The 16532-nt window shown below is 43.4% G+C and carries 16 protein-coding genes; 3 read left to right on the top strand and 13 right to left on the bottom strand.

What is annotated here, in order from left to right; translation table 11 throughout:
* Positions 1 to 172: 172 nt before the first annotated feature.
* From SMSK564_RS09890 to SMSK564_RS0102835, 7 genes are all read right to left on the bottom strand, one after another.
* On the bottom strand, positions 173 to 1225 hold the full coding sequence (locus SMSK564_RS09890) for a HAMP domain-containing sensor histidine kinase (protein WP_000769783.1): 1053 nt from the start codon (positions 1223 to 1225) through the stop codon (positions 173 to 175).
* Positions 1222 to 1920 (bottom strand): response regulator transcription factor, encoded by a 699-nt coding sequence (locus SMSK564_RS09885; protein WP_000520645.1) that lies wholly within the window; start codon positions 1918 to 1920, stop codon positions 1222 to 1224. Before SMSK564_RS09885 ends, SMSK564_RS09890 begins: the two co-directional genes overlap by 4 nt.
* Positions 1921 to 2043: 123 nt before the next feature.
* Positions 2044 to 3861 carry an SSURE domain-containing protein gene (locus SMSK564_RS09880; protein ID WP_000671479.1) on the bottom strand — a complete coding sequence of 606 codons (1818 nt, stop codon included), beginning with the start codon at positions 3859 to 3861 and terminating at the stop codon, positions 2044 to 2046.
* 115 nt (positions 3862 to 3976) lie between these two features.
* Positions 3977 to 4993, bottom strand: a complete 1017-nt coding sequence (locus tag SMSK564_RS09875) for a glycosyltransferase family 2 protein (RefSeq protein WP_000771881.1) — start codon at positions 4991 to 4993, stop codon at positions 3977 to 3979.
* 153 nt (positions 4994 to 5146) lie between these two features.
* The gene (locus tag SMSK564_RS09870; protein WP_001283905.1) at positions 5147 to 5812 is read right to left on the bottom strand and encodes a potassium channel family protein; all 666 of its coding nucleotides are present in this window, start codon (positions 5810 to 5812) and stop codon (positions 5147 to 5149) included.
* Between the two features lie 13 nt (positions 5813 to 5825).
* Positions 5826 to 7205: a TrkH family potassium uptake protein gene (locus tag SMSK564_RS09865; RefSeq protein ID WP_000897716.1), complete on the bottom strand. Its 1380-nt coding sequence runs from the start codon at positions 7203 to 7205 to the stop codon at positions 5826 to 5828.
* Positions 7206 to 7238: 33 nt separating this feature from the next.
* Positions 7239 to 8003, bottom strand: coding sequence for a nucleoside phosphorylase (locus SMSK564_RS0102835; protein WP_000614978.1), 765 nt, complete (start codon positions 8001 to 8003; stop codon positions 7239 to 7241).
* 185 nt (positions 8004 to 8188) lie between these two features.
* Between SMSK564_RS0102835 and SMSK564_RS09860 the strand changes: the two genes are divergently transcribed.
* Genes SMSK564_RS09860 through SMSK564_RS0102830 form a run of 3 tightly spaced genes read left to right on the top strand, consistent with a single transcriptional unit; the run spans position 8189 to position 10456 of the window.
* Complete coding sequence (locus SMSK564_RS09860) at positions 8189 to 8494, top strand: rhodanese-like domain-containing protein (protein WP_000468855.1); 306 nt, start codon at positions 8189 to 8191, stop codon at positions 8492 to 8494.
* A gap of 20 nt (positions 8495 to 8514) precedes the next feature.
* The gene (locus SMSK564_RS09855) at positions 8515 to 10170 is read left to right on the top strand and encodes an FAD-dependent oxidoreductase (RefSeq protein ID WP_000691359.1); all 1656 of its coding nucleotides are present in this window, start codon (positions 8515 to 8517) and stop codon (positions 10168 to 10170) included.
* Positions 10160 to 10456, top strand: a complete 297-nt coding sequence (locus SMSK564_RS0102830; protein ID WP_000450175.1) for a rhodanese-like domain-containing protein — start codon at positions 10160 to 10162, stop codon at positions 10454 to 10456. Before SMSK564_RS09855 ends, SMSK564_RS0102830 begins: the two co-directional genes overlap by 11 nt.
* 351 nt (positions 10457 to 10807) lie before the next feature.
* Here the strand turns inward: SMSK564_RS0102830 and SMSK564_RS09850 are convergent, their stop codons facing one another.
* The 6 genes from SMSK564_RS09850 to SMSK564_RS09825 all read right to left on the bottom strand — a co-directional run bounded on the left by SMSK564_RS09850 (position 10808) and on the right by SMSK564_RS09825 (position 16531).
* A complete protein-coding gene (locus SMSK564_RS09850) occupies positions 10808 to 11065 on the bottom strand; it encodes a metal-sensitive transcriptional regulator (RefSeq protein WP_000185159.1) in 258 nt (85 codons plus the stop codon).
* A gap of 149 nt (positions 11066 to 11214) precedes the next feature.
* Positions 11215 to 12069, bottom strand: a complete 855-nt coding sequence (locus SMSK564_RS09845; RefSeq protein WP_000220691.1) for a VOC family protein — start codon at positions 12067 to 12069, stop codon at positions 11215 to 11217.
* Between the two features lie 195 nt (positions 12070 to 12264).
* Positions 12265 to 13461, bottom strand: a complete 1197-nt coding sequence (locus tag SMSK564_RS09840; protein ID WP_000724619.1) for a CAP domain-containing protein — start codon at positions 13459 to 13461, stop codon at positions 12265 to 12267.
* A gap of 136 nt (positions 13462 to 13597) precedes the next feature.
* On the bottom strand, positions 13598 to 14635 hold the full coding sequence (locus tag SMSK564_RS09835; protein WP_000649435.1) for an aldose epimerase family protein: 1038 nt from the start codon (positions 14633 to 14635) through the stop codon (positions 13598 to 13600).
* Between the two features lie 115 nt (positions 14636 to 14750).
* Entirely contained in the window at positions 14751 to 15917 is a 1167-nt protein-coding gene (locus tag SMSK564_RS09830; protein ID WP_000903534.1) for an SIS domain-containing protein, read from the bottom strand.
* Positions 15918 to 16126: 209 nt separating this feature from the next.
* The gene (locus SMSK564_RS09825; RefSeq protein WP_000194481.1) at positions 16127 to 16531 is read right to left on the bottom strand and encodes a PTS sugar transporter subunit IIA; all 405 of its coding nucleotides are present in this window, start codon (positions 16529 to 16531) and stop codon (positions 16127 to 16129) included.
* Position 16532: the final 1 nt, after the last annotated feature.

Genomic DNA, 16532 nt, shown 5'->3' with positions numbered 1-16532 from the left:
TAATATTTCGGTGGAAATAGTCACTTAGAAAGCCCTGATTCGTGCAGATGCCCTTCGCCTAAACAGCCAAGGTTACTTATCATAAGACACCTGTTGACGAGCTTCATGCTTTCCTGCTGATATTTCACACAAAATCCATTTTACCATGAATAGATGAATTTGTAAAGGGGTTTTAAGCTTTATTTTCACTGCCAGAGAGATCGAGAACGAGAGTAAAGGTGCTTCCGAGGCCGTACTGACTGGTAACTGTGATTTCTCCACCCAATTGATGGGCCAATTCACGCGCAATCGCAAGACCTAAGCCATGACCACCTGTTTTCATATTGCGCGAAGTTTCGACACGATAAAGGCGTTTGAAAATATTCTCCAAGTCCTCTGGTGCAATGCCCTGTCCCTCATCCGTCACACTGATTGAAAGCTGGTTCTTCTCCAGCTTAGCCACCACTTCCAGCTTGGTTCCTGGAGCAGAATATTTAAAAGCGTTATTGACCAGATTCACCAAGATGCGAGAAAGTTTGGCATAATCTCCTTCAATTCGGGCAGACTCTGGGATCACCTGCAAGTGGACATCTCGCTCCTCCTGCTCAATCAAGAACTGAAATTCACTCATGCACTCAATCAAGAGCTGGTCCAGAAAAATGCTGTCTTTGCTGGTAGTTTCCACCTGATTTCTAGCTGTGTTTAGGGTCAAAAAATTCAACTCCTCAACCAGTTTATTAAGCCTTTCTGTCTGGCGTCCAATGGTTGCTAGATAATGAGCTTGTTCTCCCTCCTTGATAACCCCATCCAAAATCCCTTCTACCGTCGCTTGGATCGAAGTGATGGGGGTCTTGATATCATGCGACAGCTGGGCAATCATCAAGCCCTTTTCTCGTTCGCTTTCTTCCAAGGAATCAAAAGTTTCCTGCAAATCATGGGACATTTCATTGAAGACTTGCCCTAACTGCTGAAATTCCATAGGTCCTTGAACCTCCAGATTTGATGGAAAATCCTTATCCGCTACCCGCTTGGCATGTTCCTTAAGTTTGCCCAATGAAGTAAAGACCGGCGATAGGAGAAAGAGACTAATCCCAGCACCGACAAGGCTGGCAACGATGGTCATTCCAAGCAGAAAGTAAATCTCGCTTTTCTCAATCAGCATTTTTTGAACAGCCCAAAAAACCACGATAATCGTTAGGAGTGTTGAAATGACATACCCCACTAAAATATAACTTTTTAATTTCATTGACTACCTCGTGCTTTCTCAATTTTGTAGCCCAAGCCCCAGACGGTTTTGATGGTCGGTGTTTCTGCACTAGCATGTTTAGCCAACTCCTGTCGAAGAGCATGAATATGAACATTCAAGGTATTGGTGTCATCCACATAGTCTTCCTGCCAGACCTTTTCATAGAGGTCTGTCTTAGAGAAAACCCGCTCTGGATTGCTGGCTAGAAGCCATAGAAGTTCGAAGGATTTGACTGTCAAATCAAGCGCCACATCTCCGACTTGGACCTCATGGCTACCGTGATTCATCCGTAAATCCCCGAGACTGACGACTTCTGTCTCACCTCCACGATGAAGGCGACGCAAGATATTGTGGACACGCAAAACCAGCTCACGAGGGCTAAAGGGCTTGGCAATAAAGTCATCTGCCCCTAAGCTCAGGCCATAAATCTTGTCCTGCTCGCTGGTCTTAGCCGTGATAAATAGAAAAGGCTGATCTGGAGATTGATACTGAACCTCACTAATCAAATCATAACCATCCATCCGAGGCATCATGATATCTGTAATAATCAAATCAATTGGTTTTCGCTTGAAGATTTCTAAGGCCTCTGCTCCATCATGGGCCACCAAAACATTATATCCTGCCTGAACCAGATAACGTTGATGAATATCTGTGATTTCTACCTCGTCGTCAACGAGTAAAATTGTCTTTCCCATCTGTCTCTCCTTTGAAAAAAACAGTGCTATACCACAATAGTATAACACTATTTTAATCTCTTTACGAACATTCTAATCGATATCTGGATTTTTCAAATCCTAGATAGAAAGTCTGTAACTAGACTAGTCATTTTCCTCTTTTTTAGCTTTCAAACTGAGTCCGCCTAATAGTCCTGCTAAGGTGAGGCCAAAGAATCCAAGAGTAGCCATTGATGTTTGGGCTTCACCAGTATATGGAAGCATGTCTTTTTTGTCTTTCATTTGATCAGCCATCATTGGACTTGACTCCTTGTTAGTAGATGCCATCTTGCCTTCATCAGACATTTTGCTTGAGGCTGCTGGAACTTGATCTTGTTTCATGCTTGGTGTTGCCATAGGCTGGCTAGCATTCATGTTTTTGTCCTGCTCTTTGTTAGGCATCATCTTATCCTGACTAGCAGCTGGCATTTGAGATTTCATCTCATCTTGATGAGCACTTGGCATTTGAGCGTTCATCTTAGACGCATCTTGATGACTATTCATCATTGGAGCCGGCATAGCTGAACCATTAGAAGATGGGACGAAACCTGACTGCATCGGAATCAGAGACTGATGTCCATTCAAGTTCACTGTCAAATCTTTAGTCGCTACGAGATTGCTCAAATCAGCCTTGCCGTCTTTGGCACCGTATACCTTGATAGTAGCTTTATAACTTTGAGTGCCATTTTGTTTCAAGAGGTCAAGAAGCTCTTTATCTGATTTACCTTGGGTGCCGGCCAAGTCCACTTCGTAGAAGTAGAGGCCGTTGCCCAATTTTTCTACTGGTGGAAGAGCTGGATTTTTTGCTGAGCCGTTGTCTGACCATGGAGCCTTGTCTGAAGCCTTCAAGATAAGGCGAGTTAACATACCGTCACCAGCGAAGAATTCGTATGGAATGACTTGGTTGACGCCGGCTGTGAATGGACCAGGGAAGTTGGCTTTGTCCAAGTAAGTAGCTGGGACATCTACTGTGTCTTTAGTGTTGTCGGCCACGCCTTTTTGCACTTCAGCTGGGGTAGTCAAGCCGTTCAAGTTGACATCCAAATCCTTAGTCGCTACAAGATTGCTCAAATCAGCCTTGCCATCTTTAGCACCGTACACTTTAATAGTAGCTTTATAACTTTGAGTGCCGTTTTGTTTCAAAAGGTCTAGAAGCTCTTTATCTGATTTGCCTTGAGTTCCTGCCAAGTCTACTTCATAGAAGTAAAGACCTTTGCCTAAGTTTTCTACTGGTGGAAGGGCGGGATTTTTGGCTGAACCGTTATCTGACCATGGGGCCTTGTCTGAATCCTTCAAGATAAGACGAGTCAACATACCGTCACCGGCGAAAAATTCGTAAGGAATGACTTGGTTAACACCGGCTGTGAATGGGCCTGGGAAATTGGCTTTATCCAAGTAAGTAGCTGGGACATCTACTGTGTCTTTAGTATTGTCAGCCACACCTTTTTGCACTTCAGCTGGGGTAGTTGCTGGCTGCACTTCACTTGCTTCACGGTCTTGTCCAGAAACTGTAGGCGCAGGATTTGTCGCAGGTTTAACCGCATATTCTGTTTGTTTCTTAGATTCTGGTTTTGCTTGAACTTCTTCTTTTGGCGCTACCACTTGGTCTTTATCAGCTACATTCACTTTTTCTGGAGAGCTTGTAGCATCCAAGCTTGCTTTAGGTGTTACGTCTGCCTGTTCTGAAGGAAGAGCTGTATCGACTGCTTCTTTGAGAAGTTCTGCTGGTAAGTCGCTCTTTTCACTCACCGAAGCAGCGTCTGGCACGACTTGGGCAGAGGTTGGATTTACCACATCGGCACGTACAGAACTTGGTTGACCAACTAGGACAAAAAAGCCACTGGCCACAACAACTGAGGCAACACCGACACTAAGACGGCGAATAGACCAACGAGTATATCTTTGATTTGGATTGAATTTCATAGGATTCTCCTTAGAGTTTTTCTTTATTTGATGACTCTAGTATAATCTCCTAAAATTAAACAGGATTAAGAAAAAGTTAAAATTTTTCTTAAATCCCTCTTATAAAATACTTATATTAATTAAATCCATAAACAGACTTGGTAATTTGATAGACAACATTAGAAAGTTTGCGAGCTGGCAAGACTGAATGTTTGGTCAAACGGCTGAGCATGGTCTTACGGATAGCCTGAAAGACCTCTGGATTTTTCTGCTGAATATAGGTCCACAGCTCACGTTTTTTTGCAAGATGCTCTGCTGTTCCAGCTCGGTTGAGCAGGGCACTGGAAATAACCGTCGTGATTTCAATATGATTCAGTAGATATTCTCTCATTTTTGGGTGGCTTACTCTAGATAAATCAAGCTGGTCTACCAAGAGTCGATTGACCTTGAGTTGCTGGTCAATGCGCTTAATCATCACTTGCTCATTGACAGACTGGTCCTCACGCCCAATCAAATAACGATAGAAATCGACAGGAAGATAGTACATGGTCTTGACTTGCTGAAGGGGGGTAAAGACAAAAAGATTATCGACATAAAAGGTATGCTCAGGCAATTGGAACTGGCTAGCACGCAATAAATCTGTCCGGTAAATCAGCGAGTGCATCATGATATACTGGCCTTTTGAGAAATTTCCGACCTGATCCCAGCCAAAAATCTGTTGGACAGGCAAGACTGACTCATAACTCATACTCTTCTTACGAGACTGACCTTCCTTTTCATAGACAAAATTAGTCACAAAGGCGTCAACCTCTTGACCATCACCCTCTAGTTCCTGCAAGGTTTCAAGAATCTTTAGGTAAGCACGAGGATCCACCCAGTCATCACTATCCACTACTTTAAAATAGCGCCCAGAAGCCTCCGCCAAGCCACGATTGACCGCACCGCCATGGCCCTTATTTTCCTGATAGATAGCTCTAACGATGTTAGGATACTTGCTGGCTAAACGCTCAGCGATTTCCTGAGTCTGGTCCTGAGATCCGTCATTGATAATCAAAATCTCAACTTGCTCACCACCAATCACTAGCGACTCCACACAGTAATGAAGATAGGCAGCGGCATTATAGCTGGGGATGGCGATAGACAATAACTTCATAATCTACTCCTTTAGGGGACTGATTTTTTCTTTCTCTCTTGTCACTTCTTTCTATTCTACCATAAAGTCCAGTTTTTGAAGGACTTTTACTGGAATACAAGGTGTTCTCCCAATTTCCTATCTTGAACATTAAAAAAGAGGGAAATTCCCTCCTTACGAATTTAATTCTGCCAAGTCATCTAGATACTGGTTGTTAATGACCGCCAAGATATAGGCATCCGCCTTCAAGAGGTCATTAGGGCCAAATTGGACATCCAGCGGTGAATTTTCTTGTTCACGAAATCCTAGGACATTGAGGTTATATTTGCCACGTAGATCCAGCTGGCTCAGGCTTTGACCTGCCCAAACACTCGGAATTTTCATCTCCACGATAGACACATTTTTATCCAGCTGAAAGACATCAACATTGTTATGAAAGAGAATGGTCTGCGCTAGAGACTGCCCCATTTCATACTCAGGTGAAATCACCGAGTCAGCACCGATTTTTTCCAGTACCTTCTTAGCTGTCTGGCTTTTGACCTTGGCAATAACCCTTGGTACCCCTAGACTCTTACAATGCATAACTGCAAGCACACTCGACTCTAGATTTTCCCCTGTTGCGACTACAACCGTGTCACAGGTATCAATCCCTGCGGTTCTGAGGAGTTCCTCATCTGTGATATCACCAACTACTCCACGCGCCAAAACTGGTTCAAATTGATTGATGTGCTCGGCGTGGTCGTCAATGGCAATGATATTCATATCTTGCTTGGCGAGGGCCGTCAGGACACTACTCCCGAAAATCCCCAAACCTAAAATTCCAATCGTACGATCTGACATAGTTCTTCCTTTCTTATCCAATACTAATATCTGCTTTCATATACTGAATCAAATCTTTCTTATCAGGCTGGTAATCCGCTAGACTAACCAGCAAGGTTAAGGGACCGATACGGCCGATAAACATGAGCACCATGACAATGCTGAGAGCTAGCTTACCCAGTTCTGGCGTCAGATTTGCCGTTACCCCAACTGTCGCAAGGGCTGAAATGGTCTCAAACATAAGATAGATAAAGCGCGGTGTTCCTTCTGCTGTAATTCCCAACAACATCAAGCCCAACAAGAAGGTCATCAAAAAGATAATGAAGACACTAAAGGATTTTTGGACTGTTCGAGCCTCAATGGTTCTCTGCGCAACATTAGCATGAGGTAAGCCCAACAATTCACTACGCGCAAAGACCAATAAGACAAAGAAAGTCGTAATCTTGAGACCCCCAGCCGTCCCTCCAGGCGCCCCACCCAGAAACATCTGTAGGATATAGATAAACAGGGTCACAGGCCGAGCTTGGGTGTAATCAATAGAGGCAAAACCAGCCGTTCTCATGCTGACGGTTTGGAAAAAGCTAACCAGCACTTTCTCTGGAACACCGAGATTGCCAATGGTTCCTGGATTGTGCCACTCCGTAAAGAGAGTAGATACTGTCCCAAACAGCAAAATCCCTGCAGTCAAGAAGAGAACCAGCTTGGTGTGGAAACGCAGACGGCGTTTTTTCTTCTTGTCAAACTGGGTTGCCAAGTCAAACCAAACCATAAAGCCAAGACCACCTGTGATAATCAAGCCAGCAATAACCAGATTAATCAAGGGATCCGTCTGAAAAGCCACTAAACTGCTACTGCCGAAATTATCAAAACCAGCATTACAAAAGGCTGAAATAGCTAAGAAGATAGAGGTAAAAATACCCCGTCCCCAACCAAACTCAGGAATAAAACGAAAACTTAGTAGGAAGGCACCCAAGCCCTCCACCAGAAAAGTCGTCAAAAAGATGGACCGCATAAAAGCCTTCAGCGACCGAGTCTCCCCGTAACTGAAGCTCTCCTGAATGGTTTCACGACTGCGAAGACTAAGCTTTTGCTTCCCCTGAATATAAAAGACCCCGATAAAAGTCATGAGACCTAAGCCACCAATCTGTATCAAGAGCATACAAATCAACTGCCCCCAGACATTATAGGTAGTAGCCACCGGTTGCGTAGAAAGGCCGGTTACACAGACCATAGACACCGTCGTAAAAAGATGGTCAAAATAAGTGGCCTGCGAACCGCTCGCCTGAACAAAAGGCAAACTCAAAAGGAGAGAGCCTATAAAAATAACTCCAGCGAAACTTAAAAAAATCCGACGTGCTGGCGAAAGTCCACCAAAGACTCTTTCAAGTTTTTTCACAAATAATTTGAATAACATACATCCATTGTACCATAAAAAGAAGAAGAGTAGCTAGAACTTAGAGGCTATCTCAAGGCAGAGTTCCAAGGCCTTCTCGAAAGCTTCTGAACCCCAGTCACGACTGTCGTACTGGTCCAAGTCCGCTAAGGAATCAGCTGTGAACAGCAACTCTCCCCAGAGAACCCCACGCAGTTGGGCTACTGCCGCAAGCGCAGAACACTCCATCTCTACAACAGCACAGCCTTCTTCCTTACGATAGGCCACCTTTTCAGCCGTTTCTCGGTAAAAACCGTCTGTCGTCCAGGTCATGACTTCTTCATAAGGAATCCCTCTGGCTTCCAAAACTTGCTCAATCGCAGTAATAGCCTCTGGCTGCATTTCCATATAACGAGAAGGTGCCACATAGTGGTAACTGGCTCCTTCATCTCGCATAGCGCGAACAGGGACTAGAAAGGCATTTTCTTCTATATCAGCCAGCACACCACAGGTACCAGTAGAGATAATCTGCTCCACACCATATCCAATCAACCAATCCATAAACTGAGCTGCTGGAGCTGAACCGACAGGAGCCTGAGCCAGACAAATTTCCTCGCCTTTGTAGTTCACGACATAGACTGGATAGGTCTTAGTGGCAGAAACGAATTCGCCGACACAATCCGCCCCTACTTCCCTCGCATAGCGGTCAATCTCCTCACCTAAAAATGCATAGACACACTTCTTGGGCAAGTGCAAGTCCAGCCCCTCGTGATCAGGCATGATGACCGCCTGAGGATTGTCATCAAACTCTAAAATGGGAATCGCATGTTTCTGAATCATAACCCACCTCCTCTAATTTTGTACTATTGTATCAAAAGCGGACCGAATGTCAAGGAGGAAGCTGAGGAACCGAGGAAAAAAACAATACAATCGCAACCAATCTCCACCAAGTCAAAACAACTTGCTTGACAAAAGCTTGACTTCATGGTTTAATATACCCCATAAGGGTATATTTGGAGGTGCCTATGTTTCACTTATTTACAAAAATTGACAGTATTTCTACCAGCGAGTTAGAAGCTAAACTCAAGGAACCAATTCAGCTACTGGATGTTCGGACGCCGATGGAATTTCGTAGAGGTCATATCAAAAATGCCAAGAATGTTCCTCTGACCGAAATTGGTTCCTACACACCAACAACAAAAGAAACACTCTATGTCATTTGTCATTCTGGTGTGCGAAGCAAACTAGCTGCGAAAAAGCTTAAGAAAAAAGGCTATGATGTCATCAATGTCCGAGGCGGTATGAGTGCTTGGACAGGAAAAGTCATCTAGAAGCATAAAGGAGGAAGTCAATGAAAATTATCATTATCGGGGGAGTTGCAGGCGGAATGTCAGCAGCAACCCGTCTCAGACGTCTCATGGAAGACGCTGAAATCACTATTTTTGAGAAAGGTCCCTTTGTTTCCTTTGCAAACTGCGGGCTTCCTTACTATGTTTCAGGAGAAATTGCAAACCGTGATAGTTTATTGGTCCAAACTCCTGAAAGTCTCAAGGCACGCTTTAATCTAGATGTGCGACCATTTCACGAGGTCATCCAGATTTCGCCAGAAGAACACACTGTGACGGTGCGACACGATGGACAAGACTTTACAGAAAGCTACGACAAGTTGATTCTCTCCCCAGGAGCTAAACCATTTGTTCCTGCCATTGAGGGTTTGGCAGAAACTAAGAATACCTACACGCTTCGCAATGTTCCCGATCTCGATGAAATTATGGCAGCCTTGGACAATCATCCAAAAGAAGCTGTCGTTATCGGTGCAGGCTTTATCGGACTTGAAATGGCTGAAAACCTGGCAAAACGTGGATTGCAAGTTACTATCGTTGAGAAAGCACCCCATGTCTTGCCGCTATTAGATCAGGAAATGGCAGCCTTTGTCCAAGCAGAGTTGGTCAAAAATGACGTTCGCATCATCACTTCTCAGTCTGCAACTCGATTTGAAGAGCAAGGAAAAGTCATCGTTCTCGAAAACGGTCAAAAGATCACTTCTGACCTCACCATCCTTTCTGTCGGTGTTGAACCTGAAAACGGACTGGCCAAAGTTGCAGGGATTGAACTGGGACTTCGTGGTGGAATCCTAGTCGATGAACGTTACGAAACCAGTCAAAAAGATATCTTTGCAGTTGGAGATGCCATCGTCGTCAAGCAAGAGATTACAGGCCAAGATGCTCTCATCTCTCTCGCTTCTCCTGCCAATCGTCAGGGACGCCAAGTGGCAGACGTCATCGCAGGACTCGGGCGTACAAACAAGGGTAGTATCGGCACTGCTATCGTTCGTGCCTTTGATATGACAGCTGCATCGACTGGTCTCAGCGAGCGTATCCTTAGCATGAATCAACTTCCTTACAAGGCACTTCATGTCAGTGGAAAAGACCACGCTAGTTATTATCCAGGCGCTACTGATATGACCTTGAAGCTCCTCTTTGACCCGACCACTGGAAAAATCTATGGTGCCCAAGGAGTTGGGAAGAAAGGTGTTGACAATCGAATCGATATCCTAGCAACTGCTATCAAGGGAAATCTCACCATCTTTGACTTGCCAGAATTGGAGTTCACCTATGCGCCACCATTTGGCTCTACCAAGGATCCCGTCAATATGCTGGGCTACGCAGCCTTGAACCTTATCGAAGGTCTCAGCGACAATATTCAATGGTACCAGCTAGAAGACGAACTAGCTAAGGGAAAGAAATTCCTAGATGTACGGACAAGTGGCGAATTCCAAAGTGGTCGACTCAAAGTCGATACCATCCACATCCCCCTAAACGAACTACGGGAACGCTTGGACGAACTGGACAAGAACCAAGCCTATATCGTTAGCTGCCACAGTGGTTTGCGCAGCTATATCGCAGAGCGTATCCTCAAGCAAGCAGGATTTACCGTCCAAAACCTTGACGGCGCTTATTCACTATACAAAATGGCTAAGCCAGAGGGAGTAGAATATGGAAACTAGTATCAGTATGGCTGACTTTTATGAAAAATATCAAAATGAAAATTTAGAGCTTATCGATGTCCGTGAAGCACATGAATTCCAAGCAGGACATGCACCAGGTGCCAAAAATCTTCCATTAAGTACCTTGGAACAAGGATACAAAGAACTCAAACCTGACCATGAATACCATGTCATCTGTCAAGGTGGAGTGCGTTCTGCCTCTGCCTGCCAATTTCTCAGCGCCCAAGGCCTCACCGTTATCAATGTAGAAGGTGGTATGAATGCTTGGCCCGGTCAAGTAGAATAATCAAGAGGAGCTGGGCAAAAACTCAATTTCAGGAAAAAGTGAAGTAATACTCAATGAAAATCAAAGTGCAAACTAGAAAGCTAGTCGCAGACTGCTCAAAACACTGTTTTGAGGTTGTAGATAAGACTGACAAAGTCAGGAACATATTTCTACGGCAAGGTGAAGCTGACGTGGTTTGAAGAGATTTTCGAAGAGTATAAATCTCCCCACAATAAAACGCATATTATCAAGGTTTTTTTGAACTGCACCTGATAATAATATGCGTTTTTTTAATTTTAAAGACTTTTTCCAGCCTCTCTTAATTCACATTCAACTATTCTAATAGCAGAGATCTTTGCAACTCTCATCTCTTTATTTCCGTTTAATCAAGTATCGGATAGCCTTTTCTAGGCGTTCCTTTTGAGCTTCAGGATCATCTAGCGGCTGGTTGATGCATTCAGTAAGGTTTTCGGTAATTATCATCTCAATCACGCGCTCTACACTAGATTTCACGGCTGTTAGTTGCGTAACAATATCAGCACAGTCACGATCTTCTTCAATCATCTTTTGAATTCCACGTAACTGGCCCTCTGAACGTTTCAAACGAGTAATATACTTTGAGTTTGTCATTTCTTTTTCCTTGCTCGATTTTTCTTCATTATATCTCTAATCAGCTCCTTTGTCAAAATTATCGCCCATCCAGCTCACGCAGTTCTGTTACCAAAGACGTTTCAAAAGGTAAACTATCCATGCTGATAACTTGATAGAAATTCCTCGTTTTATCTGTCTAAGCAGATACGAGTCACAATTCCGTCTGGGTCTGTGATTTCCAACTGGATCGATGTCAGCCATTTGATTAGTGCATCAACTTCTTGTGCTCGCAGAGCAATCGTTAACAGTTCTTCTTTATGTGCGACTTCAATAACATAATAGGCCAAACCTGGCAAGCCTTGCTTACGCGGAGCTAGGCCTTTTCCTCCCCATTCGTTGACTGCCAAATGATGATGGTAATCCCCAGCTGCAATCCAACTGGCACTAGGTACACTGAATTTATCCTCTAGCCCTAATACCTTTTGATAAAATTGGCTTGACTTTCGACTATCCTTGACGGACAGATGGATATGCCCTATTCTCGTACCCTCGGCTAAAGTAAAGGGCTCTACTCTTTCCCCCAACTCATAGATATCCTGCGCCGCAAGGGCCTCTGTCACCCCGATAATGCGTCCATCTTCTCGAATATCCCATGTGGAAACCGGCTTATCTCGATAGAGTTCAATACCATTTCCCTCTAAATCCTCCAAGTAAAGAGCCTCACTATAACCATGGTCTGAACCGCCCACAAGAGGAATCTGTAAATCTGTCAGGTGTTTCAAGACATCAGCCAAAGTCTTTCGTGACGGCAAGAGAATAGCCAGATGGTAAAGACCATAATGTTCCCTTACGTCACCACTCTCTTGTACTTGAATCAAGTGTACCAAGGCTTTTCCACCGCTTCCTAGAATGGCCTCTGTATACGTTTGAGATAAGATTTCTAAACCAATGATTTGCTGATAAAAGGCTGTTTGACTGACCAAATCCTTTACATTTAAAACTGCCTCTGCTAAATAAATGTGGCTCTTGTATTCATAGGTCATAAATGGTCCTCTTTTCCAGTTGTAATCGATTTTATTACATACATTATATAATTCCCACCAAGAAAGTCAAGCCAGACAACTTGAAGCCTATATTCTAACAAAAAGAGGTCAATGTCCGCCATCAACCTCTTTCTTATCGTTCATTCTTTTTGCTAAGTAAGATGAATACTTTACCTATGACTTGCTATTTTCAGCCTAGTTAACCCATTCACCATTACCATTTACACGGTAACCATCTGGTGTTGTTGTGCTGACTGCCAAAGCTCCTGAACCATATGCATAGTACCAGTGCTTGCCTACTTTAAACCAACCTGTCTTCATGACACCTGACTGATCAAGATAATACCAAGTACCATTTTCCTTATACCAGCCTGTCTTCATAGCTCCTGAGCCATCAAAGTAGAACCATCTACTACCATCTGTTCCCCAGCCTGTAAACATCGCGCCTGAACTATCAAGGAAATACCATGCACCATCAACTTCTACAAATCCAGTCTGCATGACACCTAAATCATTCAAGTAGTACCATTTACCACCCGTTTTCACCCAGCCTGTCTTCACATCACCAGACTCATAAAAATACCATTTTCCATTAGACTTCACCCATCCAGACTGACTAGATGTAGATGTTCTAAAATCTTTCAGCGGTTTTTCTACAACCGTAGCTTTACTTTTAACTGTTGAAAGATTTGATGCAGTCACTTCTGTATACTGAATAGCAGAACCATATCCACCAGCCAATTCCTCTGAAGAAGCATCATCACCTAAAGCTAGAGAAATCGTTGCTACTTGCTGAGAGCTGGCTGCGTTTTTAAAAGCTGCAAGACCCACATATGTAAATTTAGGATTAATCAAAACCTCATAATAACCTGTAAATTCTTTAGAGGTTCCACCCTTCTTTTTCGCTACATAATTCGCCTTCTCAGCATGCCAGTTTTCAATTGCTTTTAGAAAACCTTCATAGTTCACATCTAAAGCTTCTCCTCTTATACTATTGCTAGATGGAAAAGCAGTCCAGATTTCTTTAGTAGAAAGACGCTCAGGTTTTAAAGCTACTGACACCTCAGTAGCTCGTACAAAAGCAGTTTTCTCAAGATCAGTAGACCATTTAATAGGGACATACTTATCTACCAAACCTTCATCAGCCGCTTCCTTACGAATCTTATTAATCGCGTCCAAAATAGATTGTTTATTTGGAGTTAAAAATTCTCCCTTGATTCCAACCAAAACATTGCCACTAGCAGGTTTTAGCACCTCTGAGGTCAATACATTTTCATTTTTACCATTAACAGATTGTGTTGCCACCAGTCTGTCATTCGCAAAAACATCAGTTGTCAAAACTGCTCCTGCCAAGGTCAAAGCCAAGGCGCTAGCAAATACAATTTTCTTCATCTTTTTCTCCTTTTATCCTCTAGATAGGACAGGTATTTTCACTATTAAATTATATCATATTTCCCTACTCTTTGCCCGTTTCTACCAATGTCATGAGGCAAATGCTATTTCCTCCGAAAAGTAGAAGCTTCATCCTTTATTTCACAACAAGCTCATAACGTGTCTTACTGGTGAAGGTTTGACCGGCTTTGAGGACAACTTGGTCTTTGAGATCACTGTGAATGGCATCTGGTAAAGCTTGCGCTTCAAGGGCAATCCCATTGTGCTGTAGCATTGGCTGACCTCCTATGATAACACTCTCATCCACAAAGTTTGCTGTGTAGACTACAAAACAAGGAGCCTCTGTCTTGAAAAGTAGGAAACGACCTGAGTTTTGGTCATAAAGGAAACCAGCATTGTCATGACCTGCAGGAAGGGCAAAGGGGTGGTCCAAACCAGATACCAGTTGGATTTGCTCATCGTCCTCTGCAAAGATATCCTTCAACAAGGCACCATTGTAGATGTGTTTGACCACATCACGATTGGCATCTGAAGTTTTGGCAGGAACACCATCTGGAGCGATTGGGTAAATGCCCTCTGTGTTTAGTTGGAAGACATGACGGTCAATCGTCTGCGTGAAATCACCAGACAAGTTGAAATAGCTGTGATTGGTTGGATTGACCAGCGTATCCTGATCTGTTGTTACCTTGTAGCTGATTTCATAGGCACCAGTTTCTTCCAAATAGTAGCTAATCCAAATCTTAAGATTCCCAGGAAATCCTCCTGTCCCGTCTGTACGCTCTGTGTAGAGGGTCAAGCCATGGTCGCTCACTTCAACTAGTTCAAACAAGCTGGAATCCCAACCAGTTGAACCACTGTGGTTACAATTGCTAGCATTGTTGACTTCAAGGTCATAGGTCTTGCTATTTAATTCAAAGGTCGCACCTGCAATACGTCCCGCCACAGGACCTACGCTAGCTCCATGCTTGGGACTATTGCCTACATAGCTATCAAAATCATCAAATCCCAAGATAACATTGGCAAAATTTCCAGCCTTGTCAGGCGTGGCATAACGCAAGATAGTCGCACCATAAGTCATGACTTCAAGCTGGTAGCCACCGTCCGTCTCAAAACGATAGGCCAAGACATCCTTACCCTCAACATTTCCAAATACACGCTCTGTGTATGCTTTCATTCTGTTCTCCTTTTACTATTTCTCTCAAGCAAACAAACCATAGAAAGCCTACTGACAATCTATGGTTTATCTGATAGTTTACAAATTCTCTTGTCAAGAATTCATAAACATTTCCTTACTTTTGATATTCGTGGATGATAACACCTTGTACCACACGGTTTACGGTACCTGTAGGAGACGGTGTATCAGGTTTATTTTCTACCTTGAGTGAAGTCAATAGGGCAAAGAGTTGGGCATAAACGATGTAAGGGAAGACACGGTAAATATCATTCAATACACCGCCACAACCAAGGGCCACTTCTTTGACATTTTCAAGGCCAAAGGTTTGATCACTCAAAAGCACAACACGACGAGCAATCTGATCACCAGCAACTTCACGAACCAAGTCCAAGTCGTACTTACGAGTGTAGTCTGTCGTTGTACCAAAGACCAAAACAACTGTATCTTCGTTGATCAGTGATTTTGGACCGTGACGGAAGCCAACTGGGCTTTCATACATGGTCGCAACTTGACCAGCTGTTAATTCCAAAATCTTGAGCTGAGCTTCATGAGCAAGTCCAAAGAATGGACCAGCGCCTAGATAGATGACGCGGTTAAAATCTAGGTCAACAAGCTCTTTGACATCTTCTGCATTGTCTAAAACTTTACGGGAAAGACTAGATACAACTTCAAAACGTTCAGCTTTCAAAGCAAATTCTGTAGGATCAAAGACCAAGAGAGCTGTTAACATCATAGACGTAAAGCTAGAAGTCATGGCAAATCCAGCGTCATTAGAAGCAGCTGGTTGCAAGAGCAAGAGATTGCAGTCATCTCCATGAGCTTGAAGAGCCAATTTACCATCTGCTGCACAAGTAATCGTCACTTGATAAAGCTCATCCACCAAGGCTTTGGCCAAATCAACAGTCGCCACACTTTCAGGCGAGTTCCCACTACGAGCAAAAGATACAAGGACAGTCGCCACATCTTTTTTCAAATAGGTTTCTGGATTGGCAACGATATCTGTTGTCGCAATAGCATTGAAATTCCATTTGCGTTCGTCATATACTTCCTTAAAGTAAGGTACCAAGGTATCTCCCACATAAGCAGAAGTCCCAGCACCTGTCAAGATTACCTTGATATAGTCATGTTTATCAGCAATCCCTTGCAGGAAGGCTGCAATTTCTTCACGTTTTGCTTGATAAGATTCAAAAGCTTCTTTCCAGACATCAGGCTGTTGGTAGATTTCACGTGTAGTGATTTCTGCACCCAATTCGAGCAAGTCTTCTTTTGTATAATGTAGCATTGAATTCCTCTTTTTCTATTAAATATGGGAATGGGAGTAAGCCCCATTCCCATGTATATTCTATATAAAATACTCTAACGATTTTCACGTTGTCACATGAATTGAATCGAGTTCCAACTAAAATCTTTGGGAAAAAGACCGATTATCGTCGGAGCATCGCTCCATCCTCCTATCGCCTATTTTCCCTATGATTTTCACGTTGTCACATCTTATTCATCTTCATCATCATCGAAGCCCGCTAATAAATCATTGACTTTAACAATGCTTTCTGCAGCACGGTTCTTGTAGTCCGCATCTGCGCCTGTCAGGCTCGCATTGATAAATTCAATCACCATTGGAAGATTCATCCCTGCGTAAAGTTCGATGTCACGACCTTCCATAATCAAACGGCTTACCACGTTACATGGTGTTCCACCGAGAAGATCCGCAAAGACTAGGAAATCATCCAATCCTTCAATAGCAGCTTCAAATTTTGCAGTAAATTCTTCTGGGCCATCTTCTGGAAGAAGAGCTACTGTGTAAATATTGTCTTGTGGCCCCATAATCATTTCAGTGCTACCTTTAAGTTCTTCACAGAAACGACCATGACTCACCAAAATTAATGATTGCGTCATA

This window comes from Streptococcus mitis SK564, from assembly GCF_000148525.1.
GTDB classification, from domain to species: Bacteria; Bacillota; Bacilli; order Lactobacillales; family Streptococcaceae; genus Streptococcus; species Streptococcus mitis_H.
This window is presented reverse-complemented; position numbering and strand designations above follow the sequence as displayed.